Consider the following 25219-nt stretch of genomic DNA (forward strand, 5'->3'; position numbering starts at 1 on the left):
GCATGATAGCTGCGTTGGTGGTACTCACTTACAGTCGTAAGCTCCGTGCCACCGCCTTGCTCTCATACACTACAACTTAGCTTCATAAAACTAACAAATAGAATATAAAGAGTCGCTTAGGCGGCTCTTTTTGTATGTAAATTTCATGGCTTACTTTGTTACGCAAGGAAGTTGTCATTCCCTATAGCGAGGAGCGAGCGTAGTATGGAATCTTGTTTAGTTAGGCTCGCGTAGTTTTAGATCCCCAACTCAGTCGTTCCTCTTTCTTGAGGATGACGTATTTAGGGACTATGTGAGTTCAGCGTTTTATTAAGGAACACCATCAATGAAAAGAATCCATATCGTAGCGGGTATTATCTTCAATCAAGATAAGTCACAGGTCTTTATCACTAAGCGTCCAGATGACAAGCACAAAGGTGGCTTCTGGGAATTTCCAGGTGGCAAGGTTGAAGAGGGCGAAACTATTGAGCAAGCGATGACTCGCGAGCTTGATGAAGAGGTCGGTATCAAGGTGACCGAGCAGTCTCTGTTTGAGCATCTTGAATTTGATTACACGGATAAGTCACTTAAGTTCGATTTCATTCTCGTGACTGATTTTGAAGAGCAGCCTTATGGTAAAGAAGGTCAGCAAGGTGAATGGGTAAGCCTAGAATCATTGAATCAATACGCCTTCCCAGAGGCAAATGTGCCAATTTTAGAGCGAGTAATAAAAGAGTTTTCGTAATTGCTAGCCTGAGTTTGAGATTGTTGTTAGTTTAAAGAGATTAATCGATTGAACGTTGCTGCAAGAGATAAGTGGCAACGGTAACCAAAACAATGGAGATATTCGCAGTGGTAAGAATTGCAATTGCAGGAGCAGCGGGCCGCATGGGCCGCAACTTGGTGAAAGCCGCTCATCATAATTCAGAAGCAAGTGTTGGAGCTGGTTCAGAGCGTCCAGAGTCATCTTTGGTCGGCGTAGATGTCGGCGAGTTATGCGGTGAAGGTCGTTTTGATGTTGCTTTAGTCGATGATTTGTCTAAAGCCATCGAAGAGTTTGATGTGATTGTCGATTTTACTGCCCCTGTTAGCACATTAGCGAATATTGAACTTTGTAAACGTCACGGTAAAAAACTGATCATCGGTACAACGGGCTTCTCTGAAGAAGAGAAGCAGGTGATTGATGCTGCTTCAAAAGAGATGGCTATCGTAATGGCACCTAACTACAGCGTTGGTGTGAACCTGGTCTTTAAGCTGCTAGAGAAGGCCGCTAAAGTGATGGGCGATTACTGTGATGTCGAGATCGTTGAGGCTCATCACCGTCATAAAGTCGATGCACCGTCAGGTACTGCGATTGGTATGGGCGAAGCTATTGCGGGTGCTATGGGCAACGAGCTGAACGATGTAGCTGTATGGTCACGCGAGGGTATTACTGGCGAGCGCACTAAAGATGAGATTGGTTTCGCGACGATTCGTGCCGGTGACATTATTGGTGAACACACCGCTATGTTTGCTGATATCGGTGAACGAGTGGAAATTACCCATAAAGCCACTGATCGAATGACCTTTGCTAATGGCGCAATCAAGGCCGCGGTTTGGTTAAATGATAAACCAGCAGGCTTTTATACCATGACGGATGTGCTTGGTTTGAATGACCTATAAATAGATATTTATGCGCTGGCAATTGCCGGCGCTTTCTTTATTTGGTGCCTTTTCCTTAGTAATCTCACTTCTCCGATCTTCCTTCTACTTTCTTCTTATCGCCTTTTTGACTCCATTTCTATGCTGTTTATGTGGTCTTTAGTATGTTTTTTGTTTTAGATCTTTAAATTGTCATGTTTTCTCTTGGTATTTATCGATTGCGTTTTGTTGCTGATATTTTTATCACTCTATGGTTGGCTAAAATGAGGGGTGAAAATTAGAAAATCGTAATATTCGAGCTAAATGCGTATGAAAGTTGAACTTTTGGAGCTTTGAGGGGGTAAATTGAATTAGTCCTTACAAATGTTTAATTTCTTTTGAGTTAAATGTTGACACGTATCACGCAGATCACTAAAATACCGCCAATTTGTCTAATTTCCATAAACACGCAGTTTTTGGTGTTGCAGGAAGGTAGATTTGCAAATTAAATCAATTTTAATGCATTTTTATTTCTGGAGGTTGTCTTGAAGAAGTCAGCACTACTCGTCCTAGAAGATGGGACAGTATTTCACGGTGAAGCCATTGGCGCTGTAGGTTCTGCAGTTGGTGAAGTCGTTTTTAATACCTCGATGACGGGGTACCAAGAAATCCTCACTGATCCTTCCTATTCTCAACAAATCGTTACCCTTACTTACCCTCACATTGGCAATACCGGAACCAATTCCGAAGACGAAGAATCTTCTTCAATCCACGCTCAAGGCCTTGTGATTCGCGATCTCCCTCTAATCGCTTCTAACTTCCGTAATGAACAATCCCTTTCTGATTACCTTAAGTCGCAAAACGTTGTTGGTATCGCTGATATCGATACTCGTAAGCTGACGCGTATTCTTCGTGAAAAAGGCGCACAGAACGGTTGTATCGTAGCTGGCTCTTCAGTAAACGATGGAAACCTAGACGAAGCTCTAGCTCTTGCTAAAGCAAAAGAATTCCCTGGCCTGAAAGGTATGGACCTTGCGAAAGAAGTTACAACAAAAGAAGCGTATCAATGGAAACAAGGTTCGTGGACGCTTACGGGTGGACTTCCTGAAGCGAAAGCAGACTCAGAATTGCCATACCACGTTGTTGCTTATGACTTCGGTGCAAAACGAAACATCCTACGAATGCTTGTTGACCGCGGCTGCCGCCTAACGGTTGTTCCTGCTGAGACTTCAGCTGAAGAAGTACTTGCTCTGAACCCAGACGGTGTTTTCCTTTCAAACGGCCCTGGTGACCCAGAACCATGTACTTACGCAATTGAAGCGACAAAAGTGTTCCTAGAAAAAGGCTTACCAATCTTCGGTATCTGTCTAGGTCACCAGATTCTTGCTCTTGCGTCAGGCGCTAAGACAGTGAAGATGAAGTTTGGTCACCACGGTGCAAACCACCCGGTTAAAGATTTAGATCGTGATGTTGTGATGATTACTTCGCAAAACCACGGCTTTGCTGCTGACGAAGAAACCCTTCCAGAGACACTACGTGCAACGCACAAATCACTATTTGATGGTTCTCTACAAGGTATTCACCGTACAGACAAACCAGCATTCAGCTTCCAAGGTCACCCTGAAGCGAGCCCAGGTCCAGAAGACGCAGCGCCGTTATTCGACCACTTTATTGAACTAATCAAACAGCACACAGCGTAATTCGGAGTAGTAGACAATGCCAAAACGTACTGACATTAAAAGTATTCTTATTCTAGGTGCTGGCCCGATCGTTATCGGCCAAGCATGTGAGTTCGATTACTCTGGTGCTCAAGCTTGTAAAGCGCTTCGCGAAGAAGGTTACCGAGTTATTCTTGTGAACTCGAACCCAGCGACAATCATGACTGACCCAGATATGGCAGATGCAACTTACATCGAGCCTATCCAATGGGAAGTTGTGCGTAACATCATCGCTAAAGAGAAGCCTGATGCAGTTCTACCTACTATGGGTGGCCAAACTGCATTGAACTGTGCTCTAGACCTAGAAAAGCACGGCGTTCTTGAAGAGTTCGGTGTTGAAATGATTGGTGCAACGGCTGACGCTATCGATAAAGCAGAAGACCGTTCACGCTTCGATAAAGCAATGAAAGCAATTGGCCTTGAGTGTCCAACTGCTGATACAGCGAAAACGATGGAAGAAGCTTACAAAGTTTTAGACATGGTTGGCTTCCCTTGTATCATTCGTCCATCGTTCACGATGGGTGGTACTGGTGGCGGTATCGCTTACAACAAAGAAGAATTTGAAGAAATCTGTCGTCGTGGTTTGGATCTATCTCCAACTAATGAACTTCTTATCGATGAATCACTTATCGGTTGGAAAGAGTACGAGATGGAAGTGGTTCGTGACAAAAACGACAACTGCATCATCGTATGTGCGATTGAAAACTTCGACCCAATGGGTATTCACACAGGTGACTCAATCACTGTGGCTCCAGCTCAAACGCTGACAGATAAAGAATACCAACTAATGCGTAACGCATCTCTAGCAGTACTGCGTGAGATTGGTGTTGAAACAGGTGGTTCAAACGTACAGTTTGGTATCAACCCGAAAGATGGCCGTATGGTTATCATCGAAATGAACCCACGTGTATCTCGCTCTTCTGCACTAGCATCTAAAGCAACAGGTTTCCCAATCGCTAAGATTGCAGCGAAACTGGCTGTTGGTTTCACGCTAGACGAGCTAATGAATGACATCACTGGCGGCGCAACTCCAGCATCATTCGAACCAACAATCGACTACGTAGTAACTAAGATTCCTCGTTTTAACTTCGAGAAGTTTGCAGGTGCTAACGACCGCCTAACGACGCAAATGAAGTCGGTTGGTGAAGTTATGGCTATCGGCCGTAACCAACAAGAATCTCTACAAAAAGCACTTCGCGGCCTAGAAGTTGGCGCGACTGGTTTTGACGAAATGGTAGACCTAGACGCACCAGATGCTCTAACGACTATCCGTCACGAACTTAAAGAAGCTGGCGCAGAGCGTATTTGGTACATCGCTGACGCATTCCGTGCTGGTATGTCGGTAGATGGTGTATTCAACCTAACGCAAATCGACCGTTGGTTCCTAGTTCAAATCGAAGACATCGTTAAGCTAGAGCAAGAACTTAAAGCGAAAGGCTTTGCTGGTCTAAATAAAGACGAGCTAAACAAGCTTAAGCGTAAAGGTTTTGCTGATGCGCGCCTATCTAAGATTCTAGGTGTAGCGGAAAGCGAAATCCGTCGTCTACGTGACCAATACGATATCCACCCGGTATACAAGCGTGTAGATACGTGTGCAGCTGAGTTCTCTTCAGATACGGCTTACATGTACTCATCTTACGATGACGAGTGTGAAGCAAACCCAACAGACAAAGAAAAAATCATGATTCTAGGCGGCGGTCCAAACCGTATCGGCCAAGGCATTGAATTTGACTACTGTTGTGTACACGCATCACTAGCGCTACGTGAAGATGGCTACGAAACTATCATGGTTAACTGTAACCCTGAGACAGTTTCTACAGACTACGATACGTCTGACCGTCTGTACTTCGAACCAGTAACTCTGGAAGACGTACTAGCAATCGCTCGTGTTGAGAAGCCAAAAGGCGTTATCGTTCAGTACGGTGGTCAAACGCCACTTAAACTGGCACGTGCTCTTGAAGCTGCTGGCGTACCAATCATCGGTACTAGCCCAGACGCAATCGACCGTGCAGAAGACCGTGAGCGTTTCCAAGTTGCTGTAGACCGTCTAGGCCTACTTCAACCAGAAAACGCGACAGTAACAACAATGGAGCAAGCGGTAGAGAAATCTCGTGAAATCGGCTTCCCACTTGTTGTACGTCCTTCTTACGTACTTGGTGGTCGTGCGATGGAAATCGTATACGACGAGCAAGACCTACGTCGCTACTTCAACGAAGCAGTTAGCGTATCAAACGAATCTCCAGTACTACTTGATAGCTTCCTAGATGACGCTGTTGAAGTAGACGTAGATGCGATTTGTGACGGTGAGCGCGTTGTAATCGGCGGTATTATGGAGCACATCGAGCAAGCGGGTGTTCACTCTGGTGACTCAGCATGTTCTCTTCCTGCATACACGCTAAGCCAAGAAATCCAAGACGTAATGCGCGAGCAAGTTGAAAAGCTAGCGTTCGAGTTGGGTGTTCGTGGTCTGATGAACACGCAGTTTGCTGTTAAGAACAATGAAGTGTACCTAATCGAGGTTAACCCTCGTGCAGCACGTACGGTTCCATTCGTATCTAAAGCAACTGGTGCGCCAATCGCTAAGATTGCCGCTCGTGTAATGGCGGGTCAATCTCTAGAGTCTCAAGGCTTTACGAAAGAAATCATCCCACCTTACTACTCAGTGAAAGAAGTTGTACTTCCATTCAACAAGTTCCCTGGTGTTGACCCACTGTTAGGCCCAGAAATGCGCTCTACTGGTGAAGTTATGGGTGTTGGTGCGACGTTCGCAGAAGCATACTCTAAAGCTGAATTGGGTTGTGGTAACATCTACCCAGAAGGCGGTCGTGCACTTCTTTCTGTTCGCGAAGGCGACAAAGAGCGTGTTGTTGACCTAGCATCTAAACTATCTAAGCTTGGTTACCAGCTAGACGCAACTCACGGTACTGCGGTTATCCTTGGCGAAGCGGGCATCAACCCACGTCTAGTAAACAAGGTACACGAAGGTCGTCCTCACATTCTTGACCGTATCAAGAACAACGAGTATACGTACATCGTGAACACTGCAGCTGGCCGTCAAGCGATTGAAGATTCTAAAGTTCTTCGTCGTGGTGCACTTGCTGAGAAAGTTAACTACACGACTACGCTAAATGCTGCATTCGCGACTTGTATGGCGCACACTGCAGACGCGAAAACGTCAGTAACTTCAGTTCAAGAGCTACACGCTCAGGTTAAAGCTTCTCAAGCTTAATCGCCTAAAGTGTATCGCTGATATGCGGATATAAATGCTCAAAGCCCACTCTTCGGAGTGGGCTTTTTTATGTCTGTTATTCCGCAGTAACTTAATGATGAATATTTGGAATAGGTTAGAATCTTGTGTTTCGTTATTGCTCTCCTGCCGTGAGTGGTAACTTGTCGCTACACAGGACTTTAAGGCGTTGGGTATATGGAAATCACTCTAGAAATATTGGCTATCTTGTTTGTTGTTGCAACGGCAGCAGGCTTTATTGATGCAATGGCTGGCGGCGGTGGGTTACTGACTCTACCTGCATTGCTAGCGGCTGGAGTTCCACCGACGCAGGCATTGGCAACTAACAAACTCCAAAGCTCATTTGGCAGCTTCTCTGCGAGTTGGTATTTCGTGCGCAACGGTATCGTCAGCATCAAAGAGATGCGCCTTGCTATCTTTTGTACCTTTATTGGCTCTGCAATTGGCGCTGAGTTAGTCCAGCACATTGATGCGAGCCTACTGACCAGTGTTATCCCACTGCTGCTTATCGCTATCTCTCTCTATTTCCTGTTGGCACCCCAAACTAGAGCGTCTGAAGGAAAACAGAAGATCTCTGAGGCCATGTTTGCTCTGTGTATTGGTGGCGGCGTGGGTTTCTATGATGGCTTTTTTGGCCCAGGAACAGGTTCTATCTTCACCGTCTGCTTTGTTGCTATTGGTCACTTCTCGTTAGTCGATGCTACGGCGCGTACTAAAGTACTTAACTTTACCTCGAATATCGCTGCCTTAATTTTCTTTATTTTGGCTGGTTTGCCTATTTGGGAGTTGGGATTAGTGATGGCGGTCGGTGGATTTATGGGCGCTCAGCTTGGCGCTAAAGTGGTGGTGACAAAAGGGCAGAAATGGATTCGCCCCTTTGTGATCGTGATGTCGATGCTAATGGCGTCTAAACTGCTTTGGGAACAGCATCAACAATGGATTCTATCAGTGTTTTAACTCGTGGAGACTGGTAACTATTTGGTCTGACACAGATATGAATCGGCCGAATCAAGCCTGCTAATTCGGTGAAGCTATACAGATATTGAGGCTCAATATTGAGTGTTTTTACGATAGAGAGCGGTATTAACGCTGGCCCAGTCCCGCCCAATGCAAGTTGAGCCGCTGCGGTGTAGGCATCCATCTCCATCAAGGGTTTGATACCAAACTTCTCTAATACAGAAAGTTGATAAGAATTGGCAGGGTTGGTCATGTCGTTAGTGATGACCATTGGAGGAAGCTCCGTTAGCGGTGACTTACTCACTATGTAAAACGGCTCATCAAATAGATGGAAGGTCATCAACCCATGATGCGGTGGCAGTAAGCCAGCACACAACCCCAAGGTCGCCTTACCAGATTGCACTCGCTCTATGATTCTCGGCGTGTGGTTGGTGGTAATGGTGATGTACTTATCTTGCTGGATGAACTGGCCCATCATCTCACCTAAATAACCGGCTATCAGAGACTTAGAGCTGTCTAGGGTGATGAGAGTAGTATCTTCCAACTCTTGCTGTTCATAAATAAGCCCGCGAAGTTCATTGAATGTCGGGCCAATACTCTCTATTAATGCTATCGCATCTGGCGTGAGTTTTATCTGTCGGCCACTCGGTTCAATGATCTTTTTACCTAGCTTCTTTTCTAAATTCGCAATCCGTTTGCTGACCGCTGATTGGCTGATATAAAGCAAACTGCCTGTGCGGCTCATGGTCTTTGCTTTACTCAATACCAGTAGAGTTTCGATTCCTTCGAGTAGCATTGGGTTATATTCATGAAATTTGGGAATGATTTTTTCAACTTACCTCAAACAACATTCATTCTCTAGTCTTGAAACTAAAGCTTTGAACCAAGTTAGGTATTTTTAGCTATGCTCGCACGTGTAGCGCGAGAGCATAATAATTGTGTTGGGGAGCTCAAATTAAGAAAGGCTCCTTTACGGAGCCTTTCACTTTGTAACGTTAGCTTATTTGATGGCGAAGGTCGGCAATGATAAATGCCAACGAATAGCGCCAAGCCTTATCAATAGTGTTGAGAACACGCCGGCCAGAAATGCAGTTTCTGAATCGTGCCCCATGCTGATCGCCATGGTATGGAAAGTACCACCAATGATACAAGCGGTCGCGTAGACTTCACTTCTTAGAATCATAGGCACTTCACGGGCAAGTACGTCGCGGATAATACCGCCACCGCAGCCGGTGATGACACCCATGATGATCGCCACTAGTGCTGAATCTTGATAGATAAGTGCTTTTTCTACACCAATGCCAACAAACACCGCTAGGCCAATCGCATCACATACCGGCAATATCCACCAAGCCAGACGTTTCGGGCGTCTTACAATAATCATGGTCAGCAAACAGGTGATGATGATGACCCAAAGGTAGGTGGTATCGGTGATCCAAAACACGGGAGTTGCACCCAATGCCATGTCACGAATTGTGCCGCCGCCAATCGCGGTTACACTGCCTAGAACGGCGACGCCAAAGGGATCCATCTTAAGACGGCCAGCGACAAATACGCCTGAGACGGCAAAGATGGCAGTGCCAAATAAATCGATAATATAAAGCAGCATGGAGTCCATGATACTGGTGCTCTTATAGTTAAAATTGTAGGGACAGGTCGGTGGCGAATTGTACGAAAAAACGCAGCAAATAGTTAGTGATTTTGCCTAGCTCTATCGAAGAAATCGCACACTTGTTGGATCGCTTTCAAAGTTCTCGTTGTCGGGCGATTAATCCAGTCTGAATTGAGGGACCAAATCTGATTTTGAGCGACTGCTGGGACTTCATCTTCCCATGTTTGCCACATGGTTCCATTCTCAATCGCGTGCTGAGAAGTGAAAATCACTTGCGGTTTTCTTAATACAACTTGTTCAATACCAACTTGCGGATATGGCGAGGCGCTGTCTTCAAAAATATTGCGGCCACCACAAAACTCAAACACCTCACTTGGCCAGTGTCCTTGAGCAACAGTGATGATCGGCTTTTCACTGAGCTGGTAGAAGTAGTTTACTGGCTCGGCATCTTTGTATTCTAGTCTCAACGCGTTGAGCTGCTCTCTGTATTGCTGAGCGTTATTTTCGCCAATGCTTGGATCGCTAGCGTATTCGCTCAGTTGTTCAATATTGGTTGCGATACTGTCTAGGCTTTTGGTCTTGGAGTAGTAAATATTAAAACCAAATTGCTCTAGTTTCGCGAGCTCTCTGGGCGGGTTTCCCGCTGGCCACGCAAGAATCAAATCAGGCTGAAGTGCGATGATCTTCTCAACCTTGATACCTTGATAGTTTGCCACTTTTTCAAGCTTATCGGCTTGTGGTGGGTAATCACTTCGTTCACTTACGGCGACAAGGTTGTTACCTAAACCTGCGCTGTACGCGAGTTCAGTGGCATGAGGAGCAAGGCTGACTACGCGTTGAGCCGGCTGTACTTGTTCTTGAGTCCGTGGTGCTTCTTCTGCAAATGATAAAGGCAGCCATAAGCTGGAAGACAAAATAGTAAGGCTTGTAACAAGTGCTGAAGGTTTCACTCTAAATCCCTTGGTGAATAAATAGTAAGGCTAGGCTTTGTAAAAATATCCAGATAGCGATGCGACCAAAGAGTAGTTTCTGAACCTGAGATAGATGCAGAGCTGACGGTGCGATTCTTCCGCCTAATTTTGCGCGAATGGCTTTAGTGTTGTCGTAAATCGCAGGGCCACCCAATGATAGTTCAAGCTTGTTGCCAACAGCCGTGATCAACCAGGCTGGGCCGGGTAGTGGCCAAGAGCGACTTTGGACTAACATCATCTTAAATGTGTGCGTTGCTTTATCACCACATACGATCATCAAAGCAAACAAACGCATCGGTATAAATTCGAGAATCGCGACTATCTTGATCGCCGTTGAGCCGAACGGAGAAAATTGCTTGCGACTTGGCGACCAAGCTCGAGCTAACTCGACCACAAGGCGATACATTAACGCAGCGATTCCACCACCAATGGCGTACCAGAACAACACACAAACTACGTTACGAGCGTAACCCATGATTATGGTTTCTGTGGCGGCTTTGCCGAGGCCAAGTGATGAAAGTGATTCGGTTTGACGATTGACAATCGGAGCCAGTAACTGACGAGCGGCCGCTTTATCTTCTCGGCCAAGTACTTTGATCAGTTGGTTAGCCAGCTTTTCATTATTGCGCCAATCAATCGCGAGTAATAACAGTGCCAATTCAAATAGTTGAGATTGCCAAACCAATGGTTGCAGTGCCAATAGAATAACCAGAGTTGGCAGTACCATTAACCCCCAGGCTAATGTGCCTGAGATTAAACTTTGGGAATAGTTGTGGTTGTTATTGTTATTAACCTTGCTTGCTAAAAGCTCAGCAAACTTATGCCATAAGGTCGTGGGGTGTGCGGCATGGGGGATAGGTAAAATTAAATGAAAAAGCAGTGCTCCCAACATCACAAGGAGCACGCCATTTGCAAATACCTGATCAAACAGTGTTTGCATGTCTAGTCGCTTACTTTAGTAGGGCAACCATCTTGATAACCATTTCAGAAGAGCTTTGCGCTGCTAGTGGCAGGAACTCTTCGAAGCTCATTGGTGATTCTTTGTCTGCAACATCAGAGATTGCACGAACAACCACGAATGGTACTTGGAATTGGTGACAAGCTTGAGCGATAGCCGATGCTTCCATCTCTACAGCAACAACAGATGGGAAGTGCTTGCGGATGAACTCTTGGCGTTCTGCTGTGCAAACAAATGCGTCGCCAGTACAGATAAGACCGCGAACGGCATGCTTGTCTTCCATTTGTGCTAGTGCTTGTTCAGCAACAGCCATCAGTTTGTCGTCAGCTTTGAACGCTGCAGGTTGACCTGCCATTTGGCCGATTTCGTAACCGAAAGCTGTAACGTCTGCATCGTGGTGTCGAACTTCAGTTGAGATAACCACATCGCCAAGGTTCAGTGTTGAATCAAAACCGCCAGCAGAGCCCGTGTTCAGAACGGCATCTGGTTGGTATTCGCTTAGTAGGATTGAAGTACCAACAGCCGCTGCTACTTTACCAATGCCAGATTGAAGCAAAACAACGTCAACACCATTTAGCTGACCAGAGAAAAAGGTACAACCGCCTTTATTAACTTCAGTAATGTCTGAAATTGCTGCTTTTAGGATCGCAACTTCTTGCTCCATTGCGCCAATGATGCCGATTTTCATGTGTAGTCTCTTAATAAATAATATTTAAACAGTAGAGCGAAATTGTAGCATGGATAAGAAGTGTCGAGCGACTGCCCAGAGGCACTTCTCATCCGAATAGTAGCGATTTATCTGCGTATTCTTTTATCTATTTGATTAGGCCTTCGCTTTTCAAGCTAGCACGAAGTTGTTCAGCTCGTTTTCGGTTTACGCCAAAATCAGAATGGCCAGTACGAGACTCTGAACGCACGATCAGTTTGCCATCCGTGATTTTAAGTTCTAAGTCATCGACAAAACGCATGATGCGCGAAGTACATTCAACACGCAGATAATCTTCTGTTTTACTCGCGGTTTTTGATCCCGGTAAGGTTAGCGCAACCTGCTCAATCGCATCTAAGCTCGCTGAATCTGACAACTCAAACGCGGCCAATGCATGTTGCTCACGATCATCTTGAGTTGATACGCAGTTTGGTTTGTCTCCACAAGGTGATGAAGTTCTGTCTTTCATGTCCGTGATTCCTTGGCTGCAAGCGGTTAACGTTAAAAGTGATAGCGAGAGGAGAGCTGCTTTTTTCATAATGTTTCCTATGGCGTTGTTTTAATTATAATTGTAGTTATCGGCATTGGTTTGTCTGCGATTGTTTTACGTATTTTTGTTGTGCTTGTGATAAACGTATCTAATTCAAAAAAGGATCCATCATTGGATCCCTTTTTTATAGTAACGGCCTGAGTAATAAAGGAAACCTTATACTAGGGCGTGTTGACCTTTCGTGGTTAAATTTTGTTCGAGATAAAAGCGTTTTAATCGCGGCGAGGGGGAAGTAGCCTAGTCACTCTAAGCAAATCTCCCTCAACAAAGAGTAAAACGCTTTTAGCCGAACCCTTCGGGCAGCGTTTGCTGGTCATTTCTACTACGTTATCGGCTTCTCATGTAGGCTAGCTACACATCGACGCCTCTGCCTTGTATAAATGCCCAGCAACTCGCTGCAAAAATCAGCTCGAAAGATCAACACGCCCTGGTCACACTTCTAGGTAGTCCAAGATCCCTTCTGCGGCTTTACGGCCTTCATCGATAGCGGTCACCACTAAGTCAGATCCTCGAACCGCATCGCCACCTGCAAATATCTTGCTGTTGGTGGTTTGGTATTGAAACTCTTGTTTACCGGGAGCCTTGATACGGCCCCACTGATCGAGCTCGACACCGAAAGGTTCTAGCCATTCCATCGTATGAGGTTGGAAACCAAATGCCATAATTACGGCATCAGCCTCAAGAACATGCTCACTGCCTTCGACAGGTTCTGGACGACGACGGCCTGCTTCATCAGGCTCACCCAAAGCGGTTTTCACGAATTTCACACCAACCACATGACCAGCGCTGTTAAGCTCTAAGCCGATAGGTTGTAGGTTGAACTTGAACTTCACCCCCTCTTCACGTGCATTTTTTACCTCACGGCGAGAACCTGGCATGTTGGCTTCATCTCGGCGGTAAGCACACACCACATCTGCCGCATTCTGACGAATAGAGGTTCGAACGCAGTCCATCGCCGTATCACCACCACCAAGCACGACGACTTTCTTACCTTGCATATCGATAAATGGGGTTGGGTTTTCCAGTTCCATGACCTTGTAGGTATTGGAAACAAGGAATGGCAGAGCATCATAAACGCCCGGTGCATCTTCGTTGTCTAAACCCGCACGCATGTTTTTATAGGTGCCGACACCAAGGAAAACAGCGTCGTAGTCATCGACGAGTTGCTGAAGTTGTACATCTTTGCCGACTTCGGTATTCATTTGGAACTCGACGCCCATCTCGCTAAAGATATGGCGACGATTTTCCATGATGCCTTTCTCAAGCTTGAACGATGGAATACCAAACGTCAGTAGGCCACCGATCTCCGGATAGCGGTCAAACACAACGGCTTTTACGCCATTACGAACTAAGATATCAGCCGCCGCTAGACCTGCTGGCCCCGCACCGATGATCGCGACCTTTTTATCAGTCCACTCAACGTGAGACATGTCTGGTTTCCAACCCATCTCGAACGCTTTGTCATTGATGTATTTTTCAATGTTGCCGATGGTTACTGCGCCGAAATCGTCGTTGAGGGTACAAGAGCCTTCACACAAACGGTCTTGAGGACAAACTCGTCCGCAAACCTCAGGCAAGCTGTTGGTTTGGTGAGACAGTTCAGCCGCTTCGATAATGCGCCCTTCATTGGCAAGCTTGAGCCATTGAGGGATGTAGTTGTGGACTGGACACTTCCATTCACAGTAAGGGTTACCACAGTCTAAACAGCGATCAGCTTGCGCCTTGGCTTGCTGTTTAGTGAAAGGTTCGTAGATCTCTACAAACTCAATCTTACGTATCTTGATTGGTTTCTTCGCTGGGTCTACGCGATTCACATCAATAAATTGGTATACATTCTGGCTCATTATTGGCTCCTTCCAATTATTGCGCTTGAACACGAAGTTCAGCAGAGCTGCGGCTTTGGTGACCGAGCAAGGTGTTAAGATCCGCCGTCTTTGGCTTCACTAGGTAGAACTTCGGAATCCATTCATCAAAGTTCGCCAGAATAGCTTCAGCGTGTACTGAGCCAGTCTCTTCTAAGTGTTCTGCAATTAAGCCACGCAGATGTTCTTGGTGGATAAATAGATCAGACAGAGAAAGTGCCTCGACCGACTCGTTATTTACTCGGCCTTGGAAGTCTTCATTCTTATCCATGACATAAGCAAAACCACCTGTCATACCGGCGCCGAAGTTGACGCCAGTTGCGCCAAGAATGGCAACAATACCGCCTGTCATGTATTCACAGGCGTTGTCACCCGCACCTTCAATCACGGCAACCGTGCCTGAGTTACGTACACCAAATCGCTCGCCCGCAGTACCAGCTGCAAATAGCTTGCCTCCGGTTGCGCCATACAGACAGGTGTTGCCTATGATGGTCGCTTCGTTACAAGTAAATGCGGTGCCTTGGTGAGGCTTGATAACCACTTTGCCGCCAGCCATGCCTTTGCCAACATAGTCATTGGCATCGCCTGTTAGGTATAACTCGACGCCGCCTGCGTTCCAAACCGCAAAAGATTGGCCTGCTGTACCATCGAGGTACAACTTAATTGGTGAGCCCGCCATGCCTTGGTTACCGTAGCGTTTCGCGATTTCGCCAGAGATACGAGCGCCAACCGAGCGATCGGTGTTGATTACGTTGTAGTAAAGGCTGGTGGATTGACGTTTCTCAATCGCATCGAGTGCATCATCAAGGATCTGCTGGTTGAGCTGAGCCTTATCAAATGGTGCGTTTGGCTCGGTCCAAAACAGAGGGTGACCTTCTGGAGATACCGGAGCTTCGAGTATTGAAGAGAGATCGAGCTTGTTCTGTTTCGCGGTGAGGCCTTGAACGGCTTCAAGTAAGTCAGTACGACCAATCAGGTCCGTGAGTTTTTCTACGCCGAGTTCTGCAAGGTATTGGCGAACTTCATCGGCTAGGCCTGTAAAGTAGTTCACCACCATGTCTGGCAGGCCTTTGAAGTATTCGCGGCGTAGTGTTTCATCTTGAGTCGCAACACCCGTCGCACAGTTGTTTAGGTGACAAATTCGTAAGAACTTACAACCCATTGCGACCATTGGCGCGGTACCAAAACCAAAGCTTTCTGCACCGAGAATCGCACCTTTAATCACATCAAGGCCAGTTTTTAAACCACCATCGACTTGCAGGCGGATCTTATGACGAAGCCCGTTAGCAACCAGTGCTTGTTGAGTTTCTGCTAAGCCAAGCTCCCAAGGGCAACCTGCGTATTTTACCGAGGTTAGAGGGCTTGCCGCGGTACCGCCATCGTAGCCAGAAATGGTGATCAGATCGGCATAGGCTTTCGCTACACCAGTTGCAATCGTGCCTACACCCGGTTCCGATACTAACTTTACTGAAACCAAGGCTTTAGGGTTCACTTGTTTAAGGTCGAAAATCAGCTGCGCTAGATCCTCGATAGAATAAATATCGTGATGTGGAGGAGGGGAGATCAGTGTCACCCCTTGAACTGAATATCTCAGCTTAGCGATTTCTGCGGTAACTTTATGGCCGGGCAGTTGACCACCTTCTCCAGGCTTCGCACCTTGCGCGACCTTGATCTGCAAAACATCCGCATTGGTTAAGTAATGTGGCGTCACACCAAAACGACCGGAAGCTATCTGCTTGATACGAGAGTTACGGTCAGTACCAAAGCGTCGAGGGTCTTCACCACCTTCACCAGAGTTTGAGTAACCACCCAAGCGGTTCATCGCCATTGCTAATGCTTCATGCGCTTCTGGGCTCAAAGCACCGATCGACATTGCCGCAGAGTCGAAGCGTTTAAACAGATCGCTGTTAGGCTCGACTTGCTCTAGTGGTAGAGGCTGAGCTGCTTTTTTGAGGCTCATTAAGTCGCGTAACATCGCAGCTGGACGAGCATTTACTTGCTTAGCAAAAGAGAGATAATCCGATGTCTCACCTGTTTTTACTGCAGTTTGCAGAGTGCCAACCACATCAGGGTTATAGGCGTGATATTCGCCGCCGTGTACGTATTTGAGTAAACCACCGTGCTCGATTGGCTTACGCTTAGTCCAGGCTTTACGCGATAAGTTATAGATATCTTGTTGGAAATCGCTAAAGCTTGCGCCTTGGATTCGAGTGGTAACTCCGCGGAAACAGAGCTCAACAACATCGGAATGAAGGCCAACGGCTTCGAAAAGCTGTGAACAGCGATAAGAGGCAATGGTTGAAATTCCCATCTTCGACATGATCTTGTACAGACCTTTGTTGATGCCGTTTTGGTAATTTTGCATTGCGGCACGATAATCTTTATCTAAAGAGCCATCATCCAACATTTTACCTAACGCTTCATAAGCGAGGTATGGGTAAACCGCGGTTGCACCGAAGCCAAGCAGCACAGCAAATTGGTGTGGGTCGCGCGCAGTTGCTGTCTCAACAACGATGTTGGCATCACAACGCAGGTTGGTATCAGCAAGCCTTGTTTGCACCGCACCAACCAACATGGCTGCAGGGATCGGTAGTTTTCCTTTCTCTAAACCTTTGTCCGACAGCACAACTAAAACCGCACCTTCGCTGACTTCTTGTTCGGCGCTATCACATACTGCTTTGATTGCTTGTTCTAGATCTTGGTTATTCGGGTCGTAGTGCATGCTGAGAATGACATGACGATAATGTTTTTGACTCAACTGCAGAAGCTGCTGCATGTCTGAGTAAAGCAGTACTGGTGAATCAAACGTGACACGATAGGCGTGACCGTCTGTTTCACAGAACACGTTCATCTCTTTCCCAATACTGGTCGCCAAAGACATCACGTGTTTTTCACGCAATGGATCAATCGGTGGGTTGGTGACTTGTGCAAACTTTTGACGGAAGTAATCAGTGACCAAGCGTTCTTTTGAAGAGAGCACAGCCATTGGCGTGTCGTCGCCCATTGAGCCTACTGCTTCTTGCCCCATATCACCAAGCACACGCAGCACTTGGTCGGACTCTTCGTTGCTCATCGCAAACTGTTTTTGGTAGGTCTTGAGCGTGTCATCGTCAAAGCTGCGCTTACCGACTTGCTCATCGGGCAGATCGGAAAACGGTGTGAGTTTGTGAACGTTCTTTTCCATCCACTCTTTATAAGGATGGCGACCTTTAAGGTCATTGTCGATCTCGTTAGATTGCCATAGCTTGCCGCGGCGAGTATCTATTACCAACAGTTCGCCCGGGCCGACACGCCCTTTCTCTGCCACTTCATCTGGCGCGTAGTTCCAGATACCGACCTCAGATGCCAAGGTGATCAGGTTGTCTTTGGTGATGACATAACGCGCAGGACGCAGGCCATTTCTATCGAGGTTACACGCAGCGTAACGACCATCAGAAAGTACGATACCAGCAGGACCATCCCACGGTTCCATGTGCTTTGAGTTGAAGTCGTAGAATGCACGTAGATCTGGGTCCATATCTGGGTGGTTTTGCCAAGCGGGCGGCACAAGCATGCGCATCGCTCGGAACACATCCATACCACCGGCAAGGAACAGGTCGAGCATGTTATCTAGGCTTGATGAATCTGAGCCTGTCTCATTCACAAAGGGTGCGGCGGTTTGTAAGTCTGGCAGCAACGGCGAAGAGAATTTATAGGCACGAGCCTTAGCCCACTGACGGTTACCTTCAATGGTATTGATCTCACCATTGTGCGCTAAATAGCGGAATGGTTGAGCCAGTGGCCAACGTGGCTGAGTATTGGTTGAGAAACGCTGGTGGAACAGACATATCGCCGATTCCATGCGTAAGTCTGCAAGATCGAGGTAAAATCGCGGAAGATCGGCCGGCATACACAGACCTTTGTAAACCATGACTTGTGTCGAAAGGCTACAAATATAGAAATCTTTGTCTTCGGTGATCTGTTTTTCAATTCTGCGACGAGCGATATAAAGGCGTCGTTCAATATCGCGTTCACGCCAACCCGCGGGGGCCGAGATAAACACTTGCTGAATATTGGGAACTGAATCTTTGGCAATCGGACCTAATACGTCGGTGTTGGTCGGTACTACGCGCCAACCTGCAACCGTTAAGGTCTCTTGAGCGAGCTCTTTATTGACGATGTCTTGCGCGGATTGCGCTTTAATTGGATCTTGGCTGAAGAAAATCATGCCGACAGCGTATTGCTTGCCGAGCTTGAAGTTATTCTCTTCAGCAATAATTCTGAGATAAGAGTCAGGCTTCTGTAGTAATAAGCCACAGCCATCCCCGGTTTTACCATCCGCAGCGATACCACCACGGTGTGTCATGCGATCGAGGGCTGAAATAGCAGTTCTTACCAACTTATGACTAGGTTGGCCTTCCATTTGCGCTATTAAACCAAATCCACAGTTGTCTTTTTCAAGACTAGGATCATATAGAGCCATTGCAATTCTCCCTTTTGCTTCTCTGTCATCCAGACAGTAAATGACTAACTATTCATATACTTGTTGTTTTTTATAAACTGATAGTTTGCTTTAGCCAGTTAAAACGTTATTGGTTGTGTTAACAAAACCGATTGATTTTATTTTCATCAGCTTTACAACGTATAGCTAATTGTGTTTAAGGTCAAGTTCATGGTTAATTATCATGCATAAACGCGATTAGCCACTTAATAATCTAAAATAGTCGATGGATATCAATGAGATATATAAGGTGAATGTTAACGAGATTTAACATATACAACAGGATGATTTTGAAAACGCCAAAGGCCAGATAGAAAAAAGGCTAGCATCGAGTGCTAGCCAAATATAAAAGTTAGGAAGGGTATTGCTTTTCCTCTAGGCTAACGTAATTGACGTTAGCCCGAGAAATATTATGCGGAAAGCATGAGTGAATCAGCTTTCGCTTCTAAGTTTGAGTTACCCATTAAGAAGTCATCAATCGCAATTGCACATTCACGACCTTCATTAATACAACGTACAACTAGAGATTGACCAGTACGCATATCACCAGCAGCGAAAACGCCTTTCTGGTTCGTTGCAAAACCTTCAGAAGCGACGTTACCGCGCTCGTCCAGTTTAATGTCTAGTTGAGCAAGCACGCCGGTTGGCTCCGGGTGTAAGAAGCCCATTGCTAGGAATGCCATGTCACAAGGAATAACACGTTCAGAGTTCGCGACTTCATCAAAGCCTGGACGCTCACCTGGTTTCGCATCTTGCCAAACGATGTCAGCAATACGTAGACCCGTCACTTGACCTTGCTCGTTACCGATGAACTCTTTGGTTAAGATGTTCCAGTGACGTTCACAACCTTCTTCGTGAGAAGTGGTGGTTTTCATGATCATTGGGTATTGAGGCCAAGGCATGTTTGCAGGGCGCTTCTCTGGTGGGATCGGCATGATCTCAACCTGAGTAATGCTCGCTGCCTTATGACGGTTTGATGTGCCCACACAGTCAGAACCAGTATCACCACCACCGATAACCACAACGTGCTTATCTTTAGCGTGAATCTCTTCTGTTTTAAGATCTAGGTTGTTAGCACGGCGGTTGTTTTGACCAAGGAATTCCATGGCAAAGTGAACGCCTTTCAACTCACGACCAGGGATTGGCAAGTCACGTGGAACCGTAGAACCACCCGTTAGCAATACCACATCAAACTCTTGGCGTAGCTGCTGAGCGTTAACATCAACACCGATGTGTTGGTTAACTTTAAACTCAACGCCCGCTTCAGCCATTAGGTTGATCTTACGATCAATCACGTCCATACCCAGTTTGAAGTCTGGGATACCGAAGCGAAGTAGACCACCGACTTTCTCGTCACGTTCAAATACCGTTACCGAGTGACCAGCGCTGTTTAGCTGCTCAGCTGCGGCTAGGCCAGCAGGACCTGAACCGATAACTGCGACAGTTTTACCTGTGCGAGAGCGTGGTGTTTTAGGTTTTGCGTACCCTTCACGGTACGCAGTTTCGACAATCGTTTTCTCGATATTACAGATAGTGATTGGGTCTTGGTTGATACCAAGAACACAGGCACTTTCACAAGGAGCAGGACAAACACGACCGGTAAACTCAGGGAAGTTGTTGGTAGAGCTTAGGATATTCCAAGCCTCTTCCCAGCTGTCACGGTAAACCGCATCATTGAATTCTGGGATGATGTTACCAATCGGACAGCCGTTGTGACAGAAAGGTACGCCACAGTCCATACAACGAGAGGCTTGAGTATTGATCTTTTCACCAAACTCTTCGTTAAGTACGAACTCTTTGTTGTCTTCAATTCGAACTGACGGGTCGAGCTTCTTTGGAAGCTCACGACCGTGTTCTAAAAATCCAGTAGGCTTACCCATTATACTGCCTCCACTTCTTCCGTTTGTGCCTGTTGTGCTTCAGCTTTACGCTTTTCAAGAACCGCTTTGTAGTCGCGTGGCATTACTTTAACTAGCGATGCAACACTTGCTTCAAAGTTGTCTAGGAAAGACTGAGCAACTTCACTTCCTGTGAATTCAACATGCTTCGTTAGCATATCTAGTAGAAGATCTTTATCTTCTTGTTCAATTGGATCTAGGTCTACAAGTTCAGAGTTCAGCTTGGTTTCGAAGTCACCCGCTTTATCCCATACATAAGCCACACCGCCACTCATGCCCGCAGCAAAGTTACGACCTGTTGAGCCAAGGATAATCGCAACACCGCCAGTCATGTATTCACAACCGTGGTCACCAACGCCTTCAACAACAACCTTAGCACCAGAGTTACGAACACAGAAACGTTCGCCAGCCATACCGCGAATGAAAGACTCACCTGAAGTCGCACCGTAGAAACATACGTTACCTACCACGATGTTGTCTTCAGCAACGATAGTCGATTTCGCATCTGGGTACAGTACCAAAGTACCGCCAGACAGACCTTTACCCCAGTAATCGTTCGCGTCGCCTTCTACTTCGAACTTAACGCCTTTCGCAAGGAACGCACCGAAAGATTGGCCAGCACTACCGTGGAACTTAACGTTCATTGGTTGTGGTAAACCTTGGTCTTTGTAAACCTTCGAGATTTCGTTCGACAGCATGGTACCTGCAGAGCGGTCCGTGTTGATGATAGGGAAGCTTGCATTCACGGCTTCGCCTTTCTCAAGAGCTGGAATCGCAGCTTGAATCAACTTGCGGTCTAGAACGTCTTCTAGGTTGTGGTTTTGTTGTGTCTGGTTGTAGATACCATCTTCTTCACGTGCCTGCTCAATGTGCAGTACAGGTGTTAGATCTAGGTTCTTGTACTTCCAGTGGCCGATGTCATCACGAACTTTAAGTTTGTGCGATTGACCAACCATCTCATCGATAGAGCGGAAGCCAAGTTCAGCCATTACTTCACGCAGACCTTCAGCCATGTATTGGAAGAAAGTGACTACGTCTTCTACGCGGCCGTCGAAACGTTCACGCAGAGTCTTGTTCTGTGTAGCGATACCAACAGGACATGTATTCTTGTGACACTTACGCATCATGATACAGCCTTCAACCACTAGAGCTGCTGTTGCTACGCCCCATTCTTCAGCGCCAAGTAACGTTGCTACTGCAAGATCACGTGGTGTTTTCATCTGACCATCAGATTGAACAACGATACGGTTACGTAGGCCGTTTTTCAGTAGTGTTTGGTGCGTTTCCGCTAGACCCAGCTCCCAAGGCAGACCGGTATGACGGATAGAAGACATCGGAGATGCACCCGTACCACCATCAAAACCTGCGATAAGTACCACGTCAGCTTTCGCTTTCGCTACACCCGATGCAATCGTACCTACGCCAGCTTCTGATACTAGCTTCACGTTGACACGACCGTTACGGTTCGCGTTTTTCAGATCGTAGATCAGCTGAGCCAAATCTTCGATTGAGTAGATATCGTGGTGTGGCGGTGGCGAGATAAGACCTACGCCCGGAGTCGAGTGACGCGTTGCGCCGATCCAGTCATCAACCTTATCACCAGGTAGTTGACCACCTTCGCCCGGTTTCGCACCTTGAGCCATCTTGATTTGTAGCTCATCAGCGTTAGATAGGTAGTAAGACGTTACACCAAAGCGACCAGAAGCCACCTGTTTGATTGCTGAACGTTCCCAGTCGCCGTTTTCTTTACGTTCGAAACGTGCTGGATCTTCACCACCTTCACCTGAGTTTGATTTCGCGCCAATGCGGTTCATCGCAACAGCCAGTGTTGAGTGAGCCTCATGCGAGATTGAACCAAAGCTCATTGCGCCGGTTGCGAAACGCTTAAGAATGTTCTCGATTGGTTCTACTTCTGCTAGAGGAATAGAGCCTGCAGGGTTCTTGATGAAGTCCAGTTGGCTACGTAGCGTTGCTGCGTTGTCGCCTTGGTCATCAACTGCTTTTGCGTACTTCTTGAACTGACCGTAATCTTTGTTACGCGTCGATTCTTGAAGTAGAGAAATCGTTTCTGGGTTGAATAAGTGTTTCTCACCACGTTGTTTCCACTGGTAAACACCACCAACATCAAGGATCTGAGCTGGAATTTCACGAGCTGGGTAACCAACACGGTGACGAACCAATACTTCTCGCGCGATATCGTCGATCGTTAGACCTTGGATACGAGAAACAGTACCGGTGAAGTATTTTTCAACCACTGATTTGCTAACACCAAGTGCTTCAAAGATTTGTGCACCGTGGTAAGACTGCAGCGTAGAGATCCCCATCTTAGAGAAGATCTTAAGTAGACCGCCGTTAACACCTTTACGGTAGTTATCGAATAACTCACGTGGGTGTATGTTTGGATCTAGCTTCTTAGTGCGTTGCAGTTCAACAATCGTTTCAATAACTAGGTATGGGTTAACTGCGTTTGCACCATAACCGATAAGCGTTGCAAAGTGGTGTGTCTCACGAGCGTCGCCCGTTTCAACAACGATGTCACACTTAGCACGTAGACCTTTACGGATTAGGTGGTGGTGAACCGCGCCAACCGCCAGCATTGCAGGAATAGCGGCATGGTTAGAGTTAACCGCACGGTCTGTCAGTAGGATGATAGAGTAGCCATCAATCACTGCGTCTTCTGCGTATTGGCAGATACGCTTAAGTGCGCGCTCTAACTTACCTTGGTCGCCATTTGCTTGGAATACGATATCCAGCGTCTTCGCCTGAAGGTGCTCGTTATCGATTGCACGCAGTTTTTCTAACTCAGAGTTAGACAGTACTGGAGACTCAAGTTCTACTTTTTGACAGTGCTCAGGTGTTTCAGCAAGTAAGTTCTGGTCTTTACCTAGGTAAGTGTTCAGAGACATAACCATGCGCTCACGAATCGGGTCGATCGGCGGGTTAGTTACTTGTGCAAACAACTGTTTGAAGTAGTTTGAAAGGTGCTGCGATTGGTGAGAAAGAATCGCTAGCGGCCAGTCAGCACCCATTGCAGAAAGTGGCTCGTAGCCTGTTTTCGCAAGAGGTAGAATGATTTCGTTTACTTCTTCAGAACTCACGCCAAACGATTGTTGTTTGTGTAGTAGTTTCTCTGGAGAAGGTTGGCTAAATTCGTTGCTCGCATCCGGTAGCTTTTTCAGGCTCAGAAGGTTCTCTTCAACCCACTTTTCGTAAGGTTGTGCTTTAGCAATGCTGTCTTTCACTTCTTCATCAGAAATGATGCGGCCTTGCTCAAGGTCAGCAACGAAGATACGACCTGGTTGTAGACGACCACGGTACTCAACGTTTTCAGGTGCAATCTCAACAACACCAGACTCAGACGCCATTACTAGGAAGTCGTCTTTAGTTACTGTGTAGCGAGAAGGACGCAGACCGTTACGGTCAAGTGTTGCACCTACTTGAACACCATCGGTGAAACATACTGATGCTGGGCCATCCCATGGTTCCATTACGTTCGCGTGGTACTGGTAGAACGCACGACGAGTTGGATCCATGTTTTTGTTTTCTTGCCATGCTTCCGGGATCATCATCATCAACGCGTGTGGCAGAGTACGACCTGAAAGAACAAGTAGTTCCAGTGCCATATCGAAGTTTGATGAATCCGAACTACCTTCCTGACAGATAGGAAGCAGCATGTCGATTTCAGCTTGTGTAAACAGATCCGATTCTAGGATTGCTTCACGTGCTTTCATCCAGTTCAGGTTGCCGCGAACCGTATTGATTTCGCCATTGTGCGCGATGTAACGGAAAGGCTGAGCTAGACGCCAACGTGGGAATGTATTGGTAGAGAAGCGAGAGTGTACTAGTGCTAGAGCTGTCACCATGGTTGGGTTTTGCAGATCTAGGAAGTACTGAGGAACTTGTTCAGTTGTTAGCTGACCTTTGTACACCAATGTCTTGTAAGACATAGAGTTGATGTAGAAGTCATCACCGATATTTGAAACGCTTTCTAGGCATACACGAACCGTGTAGTTACGTAGAACATACAGTTTACGCTCAAGCTCTTCTGGTGTGATACCAGGGCCGCCAGAAATAAATACGTGTTCAAATTGAGGTTCAGTGCTTAGTGGGTCAGCACCAATCATTGAATTGTCCGTTGGAAGTTCACGGTAACCGATAACTTCTAACTCAAGGCGTTGTGCATTGCGTTCTAGAATGTCACGACACTGTGCACGTTTGTGTTCATCTTTAGGGAAAAGTACAACACCAACACCATATTTTTCAAAAGATGGCAGCTTAATTCCAAGCTTTACGGCTTCTTCTAGTAAGAATTCGTGCGGCTTCTGTAGCAGGATACCTGCACCATCACCAGAACACGGATCGCAGCCTTGGCCGCCACGGTGTTCCATACGTGCAAGCATATCGAGTGCTTGAGTTACTACATCATGAGATTTGCGATTCTTTAGATGCGCAACAAAACCGATACCACAAGCGTCATGCTCCAATTCAGGAGTATACAGACCCTGTGAGTTCTGCTCTTGATCTACCATAGATACATCCTTCCAGTTAAATCTAGGCGCAACTTATTTGTATAAAGTCAGCCTTGTCCTTTTATATTTATGGGTCTAAACCTGCCTATGCTGGCGGTTTGAATCCTTTCCGTATCTCGCAGGAAAAGTATT

At 46.6% G+C, this 25219-nt stretch carries 15 protein-coding genes; 5 read left to right on the forward strand and 10 right to left on the reverse strand.

Going from position 1 to position 25219, the window contains the following annotated elements; all coding sequences use genetic code 11:
- The first annotated feature begins 325 nt into the window (after positions 1-325).
- The 5 genes from mutT to AB4185_RS18485 all read left to right on the forward strand — a co-directional run bounded on the left by mutT (position 326) and on the right by AB4185_RS18485 (position 7521).
- Positions 326-724, forward strand: a complete 399-nt coding sequence (gene mutT, locus AB4185_RS18465; protein ID WP_017062897.1) for an 8-oxo-dGTP diphosphatase MutT — start codon at positions 326-328, stop codon at positions 722-724.
- Positions 725-816: 92 nt separating this feature from the next.
- Positions 817-1641 carry a 4-hydroxy-tetrahydrodipicolinate reductase gene (gene dapB, locus AB4185_RS18470; protein WP_020628676.1) on the forward strand — a complete coding sequence of 275 codons (825 nt, stop codon included), beginning with the start codon at positions 817-819 and terminating at the stop codon, positions 1639-1641.
- A gap of 503 nt (positions 1642-2144) precedes the next feature.
- Positions 2145-3299, forward strand: coding sequence for a glutamine-hydrolyzing carbamoyl-phosphate synthase small subunit (carA, locus tag AB4185_RS18475; RefSeq protein ID WP_010434758.1), 1155 nt, complete (start codon positions 2145-2147; stop codon positions 3297-3299).
- 16 nt (positions 3300-3315) lie between these two features.
- Entirely contained in the window at positions 3316-6546 is a 3231-nt protein-coding gene (gene carB, locus AB4185_RS18480) for a carbamoyl-phosphate synthase large subunit (RefSeq protein ID WP_017059294.1), read from the forward strand.
- Between the two features lie 195 nt (positions 6547-6741).
- Positions 6742-7521 (forward strand): TSUP family transporter, encoded by a 780-nt coding sequence (locus tag AB4185_RS18485; RefSeq protein WP_372102359.1) that lies wholly within the window; start codon positions 6742-6744, stop codon positions 7519-7521.
- On the opposite strand, the gene AB4185_RS18490 is transcribed toward AB4185_RS18485, so the two are convergent.
- From AB4185_RS18490 to gltB (AB4185_RS18535), 10 genes are all read right to left on the reverse strand, one after another.
- Complete coding sequence (locus AB4185_RS18490; protein WP_372057792.1) at positions 7472-8317, reverse strand: LysR family transcriptional regulator; 846 nt, start codon at positions 8315-8317, stop codon at positions 7472-7474. The two genes, AB4185_RS18485 and AB4185_RS18490, sit on opposite strands and share 50 nt — an antisense overlap.
- Before the next feature lie 204 nt (positions 8318-8521).
- Positions 8522-9139, reverse strand: coding sequence for a TRIC cation channel family protein (locus AB4185_RS18495; protein ID WP_017062893.1), 618 nt, complete (start codon positions 9137-9139; stop codon positions 8522-8524).
- A 74-nt stretch (positions 9140-9213) separates the two neighbouring features.
- Positions 9214-10083, reverse strand: coding sequence for a vitamin B12 ABC transporter substrate-binding protein BtuF (btuF, locus tag AB4185_RS18500; RefSeq protein WP_372135740.1), 870 nt, complete (start codon positions 10081-10083; stop codon positions 9214-9216).
- 1 nt (position 10084) lies between these two features.
- Positions 10085-11044 carry a cobalamin biosynthesis family protein gene (locus AB4185_RS18505; RefSeq protein WP_372135741.1) on the reverse strand — a complete coding sequence of 320 codons (960 nt, stop codon included), beginning with the start codon at positions 11042-11044 and terminating at the stop codon, positions 10085-10087.
- Positions 11045-11054: 10 nt separating this feature from the next.
- Complete coding sequence (gene mtnN / locus AB4185_RS18510) at positions 11055-11750, reverse strand: 5'-methylthioadenosine/S-adenosylhomocysteine nucleosidase (protein ID WP_017059300.1); 696 nt, start codon at positions 11748-11750, stop codon at positions 11055-11057.
- A gap of 127 nt (positions 11751-11877) precedes the next feature.
- The gene (locus tag AB4185_RS18515) at positions 11878-12306 is read right to left on the reverse strand and encodes a DUF1499 domain-containing protein (RefSeq protein WP_017059301.1); all 429 of its coding nucleotides are present in this window, start codon (positions 12304-12306) and stop codon (positions 11878-11880) included.
- Between the two features lie 443 nt (positions 12307-12749).
- Positions 12750-14162 carry an FAD-dependent oxidoreductase gene (locus AB4185_RS18520; RefSeq protein ID WP_372135742.1) on the reverse strand — a complete coding sequence of 471 codons (1413 nt, stop codon included), beginning with the start codon at positions 14160-14162 and terminating at the stop codon, positions 12750-12752.
- Positions 14163-14178: 16 nt separating this feature from the next.
- Positions 14179-18642 (reverse strand): glutamate synthase large subunit, encoded by a 4464-nt coding sequence (gene gltB, locus AB4185_RS18525; protein ID WP_372135743.1) that lies wholly within the window; start codon positions 18640-18642, stop codon positions 14179-14181.
- 428 nt (positions 18643-19070) lie between these two features.
- The gene (locus AB4185_RS18530) at positions 19071-20540 is read right to left on the reverse strand and encodes a glutamate synthase subunit beta (RefSeq protein WP_017066517.1); all 1470 of its coding nucleotides are present in this window, start codon (positions 20538-20540) and stop codon (positions 19071-19073) included.
- On the reverse strand, positions 20540-25087 hold the full coding sequence (gltB, locus tag AB4185_RS18535) for a glutamate synthase large subunit (protein WP_372135744.1): 4548 nt from the start codon (positions 25085-25087) through the stop codon (positions 20540-20542). Before gltB (AB4185_RS18535) ends, AB4185_RS18530 begins: the two co-directional genes overlap by 1 nt.
- Positions 25088-25219: the final 132 nt, after the last annotated feature.

This window comes from Vibrio sp. 10N.286.48.F5, from assembly GCF_041469785.1.
Classification (GTDB): domain Bacteria; phylum Pseudomonadota; class Gammaproteobacteria; order Enterobacterales; family Vibrionaceae; genus Vibrio; species Vibrio crassostreae_C.